The organism is Dialister invisus DSM 15470, from assembly GCF_000160055.1.
Classification (GTDB): Bacteria; Bacillota; Negativicutes; order Veillonellales; family Dialisteraceae; genus Dialister; species Dialister invisus.
In genome coordinates this window covers 1,659,569-1,672,778 of sequence record NZ_GG698602.1, presented here as the reverse complement: position 1 = coordinate 1,672,778, position 13,210 = coordinate 1,659,569, and the positions used below count along the sequence as shown (strand labels likewise).

The 13,210-nt window shown below is 47.6% G+C and carries 1 protein-coding gene; it reads right to left on the bottom strand.

Annotation, left to right across the window (positions count from 1 at the left end; translation table 11 throughout):
- Positions 1-66: 66 nt before the first annotated feature.
- Positions 67-13,200: an autotransporter domain-containing protein gene (locus tag GCWU000321_RS08110; protein ID WP_040381573.1), complete on the bottom strand. Its 13,134-nt coding sequence runs from the start codon at positions 13,198-13,200 to the stop codon at positions 67-69.
- Positions 13,201-13,210 lie beyond the last annotated feature (10 nt).

Below are 13,210 nucleotides of genomic sequence, written 5' to 3'. Positions count from 1 at the left end.
CTTCTTATTATTCAGTTCTCATGACAAAATCTTGTTTCATTCCCCTTTTGGAAGTTGACATCATGCTCAGAAGCTGAAGCGAATTCCTGCATTGATTCTCCAGTCTACCTTGTAATCTCCGCCAAAGCTCTTTGTGAAATCTGCATAAATCATGCTTCTCGGACTCAGGTAGTAGTTGCCGCCCAGTGCAATTTCTGCCCAGGTATCCTTAAGGCTGAACGAGGAACGCTTGCCTGTTTTTCCGGGTTCACTGAACAGGATGTGTCCATCTCCGTCAAATTCATGGAACAGACTTGCTTTGGCATAGAAATTGCCTTTGTCACTCTCTACTCCGGCTACTACACCCAGGCGCCCAATCAAACTGTTGACTGATGATTGATTGACACGCATGCTTTCACCACTAGGCGCCGCTGCATCAAAGCTGTCCGATGACAGCCGGCTCCATGTCAGTTCTGCCTGCGGCGTTACAAAGCCTTTGCCCATACGAATCTTTTTACCGTATTCGGCACTGATGCCATATCCGTATGTATCATACTTACCTTCTACATAATTCCTGAGTGCCGGTGCACTGTACTTGTTGTAGGCTGTGAACTTATTAGAAAGTTTTCCTGCTTTCGCAATGACATCCACATATTGTCCATCTTCCGACACTCTGGTCGCATAGGCCGCCAATGTGTACAATTTCGGATCGCCTTTTCCTCCATATCTGTATGTTGCGCTGCCGTCATTGTATCCGAAAGCACCGCCTACATGCCAGCCTGATGCCAGACGTTTATCTATGCCCACCTGGGCCGCCCAGTAGCTGTTCTTCATATACGCATTGTTGGCGTCATAACTAATCCGGCCGCCGTAGGCTCTTGCCCACAAACCACTTTCCGCACCAATTCTGAGATCTCCCATGCGCTTATACATATCATTCATATCATTCCGCCATACAAGGATAGAGGAAGTCAGAGCGCTTCTGGTACTGCTCATGATAGAAGTTTCATAATCTCCGGTTTCAATTTCCGGCTTATTCGGCTTGGCAGGTGTGTAATCAAAGTATCCCCGTCCATCTCTCTTAAAGCTCAATGCTTCAGTTTTCAGACCGGCACTGCTGGATGTCAGCCCTTCTGCAATTCTCAGCTTACCTTTCAGATTCCTTTCTCCATTTTGATATCCGGTATACTGCAGCTTACCTGCCATCGCATTCAGCACTTCGCTAACCTTATTCTTATCAGCCGCTTTGTCCGAATTTGTATCCAGTCCGGCATTATCGGTAATCATGTCCACTGTGGAACCGGCATCGGCTGTTGCAACGAAAGTGCTGCCGCCAAGTACCTTTGTCGGATTCGTCTTGTCATGGGCATAAATAAGAGATAACCTGCCGCTGAGTTTCCCTATATCTGTATTTCCGCTTTCCGAAGCTGTCTTATCAAGAACGCCGTTGTTGGAAATAAGCTTGCGAACCTTACTATTGCCGGTCTGTTTCCATTTGCCTTCCAGATCGACATCCGTATTACTGTTCATACTGGTACCTGTCCAGGTACTGCCATTCCCCACTTTAACTTGCGTTTTTCCGCTGCCGGCACTGTTTCCGTCCCAATTTCCACCATTGGAAAGAGTTATATCCGTTTGACCTTCACCGGATACATCCCCTTTCAAAGCATTTCCGGCCCGATCCATAACAACATCAGCTGCAGATCCGGCATCCGTTTTGACACCGCCGGAAATCTTACCGTTTCTCAGTTTAAGCTTTCCGCCGTTAAGCGCGGATGCACCATTTACAACATTTGTATTTTCTGTTTCAATCGTTCCGTTATCTGCCGTCGCCGCACCGCTTACACTGCCATCGGTCAGATTGATACTGCCGCCCGCCGCTGCAGCGGCATTGCCTTCCGTTTTCGCCTCGCGGAGGAAAACAGTACCGCCATCGGCTTCCACATCTCCTTTCAGTTTACCACTCTGAAGGCTTACTGAAGATCCGGCACCCGCACGAACGGCTTTTCTGCCGGCACCTGCCGTTACATTGGTTATACCTGCTGCTTCCACAATACCGCTGCCAGAGGCCACGATACCATCTCCTTCGGCAGTGATATTAGAGTTTCCGGAAAGAAGCACTTTACTTCCCGCACCGTCGGCAACTACACCGGTCTTGCCTGTAATATTGGCATTGCCCTTAATATCAGCGGTCTTTCCTCCTTCTGCTTTGACACCGACGCCAGTATTTCCTCCATTCAGATTCAGCGTATTTTCTCCGCTGTCCACATGGATATCCTTCGCACCTGCATCGACAGCCGCACCGGAATCTCCGTTGACAGTAGCCGGATTCTTTGTGAACTTATAGGTATCCGTATCCGATTTATAAACGCCGGCTTCCTTGTATACCTGTTCAGAAGCAGTACTGCCGTCTATAGTCTTATTAATCGGATCCGTGACCTGTTCATTCGGATAAGCGGTTTCATAAAGGTACTGCCCCTGACCGTTATCTTTCTTAAAGGTGATATTTCCTGTTTTGAGAACCGCTTCAGAACTGGTCAGACCTTCTGCAATTTTTACAAAACCGGTCAGATTATTCTCTCCGTCTGCATACGCTTTATAGAAGAGTTTATTCGCAAGAGCGTTCAGTGTTTCACTGACCAGATTCTTATCCGCAGATGCATTGGAAGATGTATTCAGCCCCTTATTATCCGTGATGAGGGATATGCCGGAGCCGGATGCCGCTTTCCGTATGATGAAATCTCCGCCGATCATGGTTTTCGGCGCTGTTTCTTCGTGTGCATAATATACATCCGTGTAACCGCTATAGTTATCTACGGTGATATTTCCTGTGTCTTTCTGGAAGATCTGTCCTGCCTTATCCGCACTTACTCCGCCGGCAAGTCTTGTCAGATGGCTGCCTTCGAAGTTTTTGCCGCCCCAGGATGTTCCGGTATCTCCATACTTTTCATTCATCCATGCGGCACCGTTGGCAAGGAACAGATTGGCCTCCCCTTTGAAGGTCAACTCTCCTGCTTTCTTCCCTTCATCGGGGAATGCATTATACACAACCCCTTGGAGTGTAGAATCCGACGTGGTCAGTCCCAGATTAATCTGTGACAAAGTTCCTTTCTTATCCACCTCATTGACAGCACCGGTCGTTACCGCCAGATTTCCCTTAATATTGACTTTCTTGTCAAGGCTTCCTACGGCATTTCCGTTGCTGTCAAGCTTGACATTCATGTTGACAATACCGTCTTCTGCACGGATAGCCGCATAGGGATTTGTCGATGCCTTGTCCACTTCAATGCTGCCGCCGCCGTTGACTGTCACTTTGCTGCCGCCGGCATTGGCAAAAATACCATGGGCTTTGCCTTTCAGGTCTACATTTCCATTGACTGTGATATCAGCTCCCATAGAATTGGGCCCCATATTACTGGTGGAGTATAGTCCGGTTGCCCCATAATAACTAAAGCCGCCATTGTGTCCGTCTACATCGGCTGTCACATTTCCATTAACTGTCAATTTGCTGTTTCCCTGGATATAAGCACCCAGCGTATTGGCTGTTCCGCTTACTTTCAGATTGACATTTCCATTAATCGTCATTTCGGGCCGGATAGCTGCATTGCTGTTTGCCATATGGATGCCTTCAGCACGGGATGTGCTTGTCACTTCTACATCCAGGTTCTTCGCGGTGATTTCTGCTTTCTTCGCAGTAGACTGGTTGATTCCGTAGACTGTACCGCTGCCTTCCACCGTCTTCATTTTCAGCGTTTTTCCATCAGCCCGGATAATGACATCTTCTTCTACTTTTACTGCAGGTCCGCCTGCGGCAACAGTAATTTCAGAATCCTTTGTGAATTTATATGTACCGTCTTCTTTACGTACACCGGTATTGACATATTTCATGTCCTTCGCCTTTACGCCGGTGATAGTATCGGTAAATGCTGTTTCTGTCTGTTCTTCAGGAATATCCGAAGCCGGTGTATAGAGGTACTGCCCCTGACCATTGGATTCCTTGAACGTCACATTCTTCAAATCAAGAGAAGCTTCCGATGCAGTCAGCCCTTCCGCCAAAGCTGCCTTGGCAGAAAGTTTTCCATCCTTTGCCAAGTAATAGAGCTTTCCTGCCAGAGCATTCAAAGTTTCACTGACCAGATTCTTATCCGCCGCTTTAGTTGAAGACGTATCCAATCCGTTGCTCCCCGTCATCAATGTAATACGGGAACCATCCAATGCCTTGGATACCTTGAAATCGCCGCCGATCATTTGTTTTGGCGTGCTATTTTCATGGTTATAGTAAATGCGGCTGAAACCGCTGTATGTGCCGACTTCCACATCTGCCTTGTCCTTCATAGCGATGAGCCCCGCATGATCCGCGTCTTTTCCGCCGGTCAGGGTTGTCAGATGAGAAATACCGTCATAAGCCCCGTACAATCCGTTTGACGGACTCGGAAGCGTCGTTTTCCCGTTATTTCCTGCCGCATAAACGGCATCGGCGCGGGAAACCGCTTCATGATTCCAGGTCGCACCATTCTGGAGCCACAGGTTGATATCTCCCTGCTGTGATTTTCCGGTAGGCGTATTTTTATTCGTATTCGATACAACACCGCTCCAGGTGGAATCAGACGTCGTCAACCCCAGATTAATGGCACCGTCACGGAAATAGTATGTATTATCTCCATTTCCATCATCTTTCGATGCATAGAGATTCCCCACCAGATTCACTTTATGGTCGGAGGCTCCGGTCACTTTGACTTTGCCGCCGGCATCCGTTTCAGTCTTTACATTCACATTAACAGTACCGCCAAAAGCACCCAATGCCAGGAATCCCCGTTCTCTACTCTTCGGCGTGATAATATTGACATCGCCATTCAAGGTAAGAACATTATCCAATGAATTCTGCCCTGCGACTTTATAATAAGCATCCGTTACCGCGCCGTTCCCTTTGACTGCCATATCTACATTGCCGTTGATCGTGATGGAACTGCCACCTTCTTTGCCAAGATAAATTCCTTCCGGCGCCCAGCGGCTTCCCATATAGGTAGGATAGCCGCCGTCTTCTCCGGTACCCTTAATACCCCAGAAATCATCGGAAGACTGGTCATTTCCGGTACCGCGCATGGTGACATTACCATTGATGGTCAGTTTGGTCTTTGCCGCTTCTGCCGCCCCCATATGCCCCATAAAAATACCATCTACCATATATGCACCGCCGTTGACGGTCATATTCACATCGGAATTGACAGTAATATCATCTCCATCCTCCAGGTAAATTCCGTAAGTCCCCATCATACCGACATTCGGTGTTTTCAGATTCAGCTGTTTTGCGTTAATGACCGCTTTTACATTCGGCGTCATTCCCATCGGCGCCCAATCATTGCTACCAGCAGTAATATTGACCGTCTTGTCTGCAAAATTATAAATCAAGTCCTTGCTGTTTCCGCCTATCTGACTGACAGATCTGCCGAATACCTTGGAATCCTTCTTATAATCGAAAGTAATCGGACCATTTGCATCAATAATGTCACCGCTCGGATCTTCTTCGGGCGTATAGATGTACTCACCCTGACCGGTCCCGTTCTTGAAAGATATATTGCCTGTCTTCTTTGCCACGGCGGATGTTGTCAATCCTTCAGCAATTTCTACTTTACCCGTAAGATTGGTTTCTCCATTTTTATACGCAGTATAAAACAGTTTATTCGCCAGTGCATTAAGGGTGGCATTTACCAAATTCTTATCTTTTGCCTTGCCAGAATTTGTATCCAATCCCCTGCTGTTGGTACGCATCGTAATACCGGAACCGGCTTCCGCATTAGCAATTATCGTATCTCCGCCGATCATTGTTGCAGGAGACGATGCCTCGTGATCATAAACAAGAATAGTGTGTCCGCTGTAATGATCAATAGTAATGGGATTACTGTCTTTCTGGGCAATTACACCTGCCTTAGCCGGCGTGGTGCCTCCTGCCACTTTTGTCACGCGGCTGCCTGCAAACAAACCATACTGGTCTTTCGCCGTCTGTCGGTTTTCCCATATTCCTCCGTCCGACAGATACAGATTCACAGGACGCTCGTCTTCATTATCAGAAACACCTGTCCACCGGGATTTACTGCTGCCCAGACCCAGATTAACAGTTCCCCCAGCTCCTAAAGAAATTGTGCCCTGCACAATGACATCCTTTCCATTGGATCCTGTTTTCGCATCATTCATCCCCATGGTAAAGGTACCTGAAGTAGCAGCCACAGCTATATAGCTGGCTTCCTCCCTGTCATCCGGCGTAAGGATTGTGCCTCCGGCAATGGTTACCGTATTTTTCTCACTGCCGCGCATATCTACGCCGACACCTTTGACCGCCATATCCACGTTGCCGTTTAAGGTGAACGAAGCACCGTCTTTATCATAGATATTGATACCTGTTGCCAGATATGTCTTTATGCTGCCATACCCGCCCTTTTGAGCCGCAGAAACACCATAGGCATCATTTCCGCTTCCCGTGCCTTTCATAGCCAGGTTACCGTTAATGGTCAGCGCGGAACCGCCGTTATACAGTTTGATTCCATTCGCAAAACCGTCTCCGCCCTGTTTGGCCAGGATAGACACATTGCCGGCAATGTCTGCCTTTCCGCCTTCATGGATATATATACCGTATACATCACCCACAGAAGATTTGGTATCGATGGAAATATCTTTTGCCACAGCGTCAATCTTTTTCTTCGTGTACATGCCTACAGCACTGTTGCGTTCTGTCTTATTCTCCGCATTCAGTTTCAGACTCTTATCTGCCGCATGAATCGTAATATCCTTATTGATCCCCACCACGGCGGCCACAGCCTTATGGTAGCCAAGATCTTCTGTCGTGGTATCTCCGTCATCGACAGTGACCGTATTCACCGCATTGGTAAAAGTATACACGTCATCTTTCAGCACATTGGCTTTGACATACTCCTGATCCTTATCGGCTTCTCCGGTGATAGGGGTACCGAAATCAGACGTAGTCTGTCCATGAGGGTCATCTTCTGCGGGGGTAAATTTATATTCACCTCTGCCCGTGACATCCTGGAAGCTCATATTTCCCGATACGATGGCAACCGATGCGGAACTTGCCGTCAGGCCTTCCGCAATTTCTACGGTACCTTTCAGATTATCTTTGATTGCCGCATTGTTATAACCGGTATAGTAAAGCTTATTCGCCAAAGCGTTCAGAGTTTCACTGACCAGATTCTTATCGGCCGCCTTGTTGGAATTGGTATTCAGACCGCCGTTCCCGGTTACCATTCTGACAACAGATCCCGGTTCCGCTTTTTTTATCAGCGTCCTGCCGCCAATCATCTCTTTTGGCTTTTCCGCTTTATGGTCATAGACAAGAATTGCATGACCGCTGTAATGATCTATATTGATGTCCCTGTCGTCGTTCTGTCTGATAATACCCGCGTGGGCCGCATCACTGCCGCCTTTGAAATAATCTATATGGCTGCCCATGTAAGAGCCCGTCACGGAAGCAGTCTTCTTATTATTCCAAACCGCATCATGGCTCAGATACAGATTGACCTCGCCGGCATCGCTGGAAAAACTCCTGTTATAATCGGTTACACCTGTCCATGAAGAATTCTTGCTTGCCAGCCCTACATTTACAACGGCCTTAGACCCTGATCTTCTTTCGGTGTAAATATTTCCCTGAAGCACAGTGTCTTCAGCTTTGGCAGCCGTTCCGTCCTCATTCATATTAATGAAAACAGTACCGTTCACGCCCTTAACAAGCTTTGAATTCCCCTGAGCATGTTCATCCATAGGCGTCAGAATCCTGCCGCTGCCAAGGCGCATAACGCCGCCTTTAGCGGTAGAATTGATGGCAGTCCCCTGAATTTTTACGTCCAGCGGCCCTTCAATAGTTAATTTGGCATTATTCCCGATATTGGCAATGGCAGTTACCGATATACCCGTTGTATCTTTGGCAGCTTTTACCGCTCTCCATTCATCGGCACCTGCGCCCGCTATTTTCAGCCCGCCTTTAATAACAAGTTCCGCATTGGGTCCGCGGTTCGCCACGCCGTATGCCTTTCTGCCTGAAGTAGACACCTTATCAATCACTACATCCCCGGCAACAGAAAGCTTGCCGTTCTCGGAAACATAAATACCTGTGGCTTCTCCCCCGTTTGTCTGATCCGAAGAAATAACCAGCGGCTTGTTTTTCTCCATGTTGATAAAACTGATGCTCTTCTTATTGTCGTCCGTCCCTTTCCCGACCCGGACAGCCGCCGCCTTTGTAGACGCGGAAGAAGCCGCTTCCAGACGGAGTCCATGATTTGCCATGTCCACGGTGATTGAATCATCGCCGTTGTAAGCTGCACTGACATATCCGTCTTCAGCATGGGTGTCATCAGCAGTGACCGTAGTTTCGCCTTTCAGCAGTCTGTCTTTGACAATCGGCCCGTCTAAAGGTTCCGGCGGGGAGTATATGTAGGTACCCTGTCCATTCTTATCAGCAGCCGTATCTGTCTTGAAAGTAATATCCCCACTTGCTGAAACAGAAGAGGAAGTCAATCCTTCCGCAATTTCCACAGTGCCTTTCAGTTTTGTGTCGCCTTGGGCATAAGACATATAGTAGAGCTTATTGGCCAGACTGTTCAGTGCTTTCCCTGCCGCCGTTTTATCGGCCGTATTGATTCCGCCTGCACCTGTGCGCATCGTGATAGAAGACCCTTCTTCCGCTGTCTTGATTCTGAAATCACCGGCGCTGTAATTTTCAGCAGCGGAACCGTCTCCGGTATGGTCATAGAAAACAAGAGTGTGTCCGCTGTAATTATCTACAGTAATAGGCTTGCTGTCTTTCTGATAAATATACCCTTTATGCACTGCGTCACTGCCGCCATGAAGCTTCATTAAATAGCTGCCGTTATAGACAGGATTCTTACCAACAAGCGTCGTAGTAGTCACATGCGACTGCTGCTCATTCGTCCAGGTGGCCCCGTTTTGCAGATACAGATCAAAATTCCCGATATCATGCATCGTATTCCCGCCGCTGCCGTAATTATCATTGTACTGTTCATACGCCGCCACACCAGTCCAGGACGAATCCTTATCTGTCAGCGCCACATGAAGATTTCCTCTGTGCTGCCAATCTGCCAGCTGGCCTCCACTGTACTCAATAACTTTCTTTCCATACTGCCCTGTAACATACATATCCCCGATGATATTAGTTCTTGCGCTTCCTGGCGCACCATTTCTCATGTTGATATTGACAGTTCCCTTTTCCACACGGGCCGCATAGAAATTATGGGATTTATCCGCATCCGCTGCCGTAGAAATAGTACCGCCGCCGACAGAAATCACACTGTCCGCGCCCGCAGTATGCAATGCCGATCCCTTGAAATCAGAAATATTCACCGGCCCCGTAACGGTCATGGAAGTATTATCACCTGTCATCCGGATTCCGGATACGCCGATATACCGTCCCTGTTTCTCTGCTTTATCACCGTCCACATTTGAAATAGTAAGAGAACCGTCAATCACCGCTTCACTTCCGCTGCCCTGGAAAGCAATACCTGTGGCGGAACCGCCTTTGGTATGCACCTTGGTAATCTCTACCGGCCCCGTTATATTCAGATGGGAATTTCCTTCAAGGAAAATGCCGTTGGCGGCACGGGTATCTGTATTGGTGGAAGTAATGCTGATTTTCTTTCCCGCATCATTTTTTACAGTGATATAATCATTATTTCCCACATAAACGGCATCGGCAATCTCATTGCCGCTTTCTGCCGCTATACTCAAATTGAATCCATTCATATCCACAATCATCGGATTATTTTTTGTTGTAGGAGTGGACTTATTGTACATGCCGCTGACCACTTTTCCCTGTTTCGCATTCGGTGAAACGCCTTTTGCATTGCGGTCAGCCGTTTCTTTTTCCGGACCGGTAATCGGCCCAACAATTTCATCTGTCGCCGGTGTATAGAGATACCGGCCCTGGCCGTTATCTTTCTTAAAGGTGATATTTCCTGTTTTGAGAACCGCTTCAGAACTGGTCAGACCTTCTGCAATTTTTACAAAACCGGTCAGATTCTTTTCTCCGTCCGCATACGCTTTATAGAAAAGTTTATTCGCAAGAGCGTTCAGTGTTTCGCTGACCAGGTTCTTATCCGCCGCTTTATCTGAGGACGTATTCAATCCCTTATTATCCGTGATGAGGGATATACCGGAGCCGGACGCCGCTTTCCGTATGATGAAATCTCCGCCGATCATGGTTTTGGGCGCTGTTTCTTCGTGTGCATAATATACATCCGTGTAACCGCTATAGTTATCTACGGTGATATTTCCTGTGTCTTTCTGGAAGATCTGTCCTGCCTTATCCGCACTTGCTCCGCCGGCAAGTCTTGTCAGATGGCTGCCTTCGAAGTTTTTGCCGCCCCAGGATGTTCCGGTATCGATATACTTTTCATTCGTCCATGCGGCACCGTTGGCAAGGAACAGATTGGCCTCCCCTTTGAAGGTCAACTCTCCTGCTTTCTTCCCTTCATCGGGGAATGCATTATACACAACCCCTTGGAGTGTAGAATCCGACGTGGTCAGTCCCAGATTAATCTGTGACAAAGTTCCTTTCTTATCCACCTCATTGACAGCACCGGTTGTTACCGCCAGATTTCCCTTAATATTGACTTTCTTGTCAAGGCTTCCTACGGCATTTCCGTTGCTGTCAAGCTTGACATTCATGTTGACAATACCGTCTTCTGCACGGATAGCCGCATAGGGATTTGTCGATGCCTTGTCCACTTCAATGCTGCCGCCGCCGTTGACTGTCACTTTGCTGCCGCCGGCATTGGCAAAAATACCATGGGCTTTGCCTTTCAGGTCTACATTTCCATTGACTGTGATATCAGCTCCCATAGAATTGGGCCCCATATTACTGGTGGAGTATAGTCCGGTTGCCCCATAATAACTAAAGCCGCCATTGTGTCCGTCTACATCGGCTGTCACATTTCCATTAACTGTCAATCTGCTGTTTCCCTGGATATAGGCACCCAGCGTATTAGCTGTTCCGCTTACTTTCAGATTGACATTTCCATTAATCGTCATTTCGGGCCGGATAGCTGCATTGCTGTTTGCCATATGGATGCCTTCAGCACGGGATGTGCTTGTCACTTCTACATCCAGGTTCTTCGCGGTGATTTCTGCTTTCTTCGCAGTAGACTGGTTGATTCCGTAGACTGTACCGCTGCCTTCCACCGTCTTCATTTTCAGCGTTTTTCCATCAGCCCGGATAATGACATCTTCTTCTACTTTTACTGCAGGTCCGCCTGCAGCAACAGTAATTTCAGAATCCTTTGTGAATTTATATGTACCGTCTTCTTTACGTACACCGGTATTGACATATTTCATGTCTTTGGCCTTTACGCCGGTGATAGTATCGGTAAATGCTGTTTCTGTCTGTTCTTCAGGAATATCCGAAGCCGGTGTATAGAGGTACTGCCCCTGACCATTGGATTCCTTGAAAGTCACATCTTCCATACGTTTGGACAGGCTGGAAGACGTCAGGCCCTCGGCAATTTCCACTTTACCGGCAAGATTGGTTTCCCCATTTTTATACGCAGTATAAAACAGCTTATTCGCCAGCGCATTCAAAGTTTCACTGACCAGATTCTTATTTGCTGCTTTGGACGAATCCACATTAAGACCCTTGCTGTCGGTAATCAGAGTAATTCCCGATCCGGGCTGCGCTTTAGTCACGGTAAAAGTCCCGCCGAGGATATCCGTGGGTTTCTCATCCTTATGCCCATAGTATACGTTTGTAAATCCCTTATAATCGTCTACGCGGATATTAATGCCTTCGCTGTCTTCATCCTCTCCGGGTTTCTGGAAAATATGACCCGCCTTATCGGCGCTTTCCCCGCCGACCAGCCGTTTCAGATGGCTTTCCGAAAAATCCTCTCCGTAATAAGCATCAGGCGGTTCGCCCCAGGCTTCATTCGTCCAGGAGGCACCATTCTGCAGCCACAGATTAATTTCCCCAAAAAATGTTTTCTTTATGATTTCATCGCTGCCATAAAGTGTGCCGCTGACTTCATTTCCTTCATCCTTGAACGCATTATATGCAATCCCCGTCCAGCTGGAATCGGGCGTAGCCAACCCCAGATTCGTGCGGCTATAAGTCTCCGGCTCATTCACATTGATCGCGCCGGCAGATGCGCCTATATTCCCTTTTATCGTAACTTTGGCGCTCCCGGCTCTGACAGGCACCTTATTTTCATCCCGTTCCATATTCATCGTGGTAGTGGCGCACTCTGCCAGAAGCGCATAATATCCTTTGGTATTATCTTTATTGATTTCTATATTTCCGCCGCGGAGATAAATGTCCGAATGCCCGCCATTGGCAAATGCACCATTGGCATTCACTTTCAGATCCACCAGTCCGTTAATGGTCAGCTTCGGCCCCAACTGAAGTTTATAATTATTTCCGGCATAGATGGCAGAACCGCCATAGTAGCTGAGGCCGCCATCCTTTTCCACATAAACCGCCCAGGGATTCTTTTCATCATGGGTATTCATCGTCACGTTCCCATTGACGGTAACTTCCGCATTGCCGCACAGATACATGCCCAGCCCATAAGTGTCACCATGAGCCCTGATATCCGTATCTCCATTAATCGTCAGCCTGTACGGCGCATCCTTATTCGTTCCGCCCTGCCCGCCTACACTGATTCCTTCAGCGCGACTCTTTGTATTCCCTGCGTCAATAATCAACTTTTTAGCAGTAATAGTAACCCCTTTTTTAGAGTTTGCTTCCACCGCATGAACAAGGGTATGTTTGTCATTTACATGTCCATAAAACTTTAAAACATGCCCTGATGCGTCAATATTTACAGGATAATCCAAATCTCCCACTTTGACGCCTTGATTCGTTTTTATAAGAGAATCATCGGTAAATTTATAATTTTTCCCGCCATCCTTTGTTATGTGGGCCATAACATATTCAGACGCGTTATCTTCCTTTCCTGTTATGCTGCCAGTGTACTCCTCAAAATCTTCTTCGGCATATGCCGCCGGACTATACAAACCAAGACTGCCGAGTAATGACAATGTAATTGCCGCTGTCAGAAACCGTTTCCCCGATTTCCATTTCGAATATTCTTTCATAATCTGTTCCTCCATCTTTCTCTTTTCAGAAATATGAAATATATACCCCGCTTCCCTGCAGCAGGGTATTATACCGCAGCCGGAACCGTCACGATACCTGCTGTCTGCCACACTATTTCCG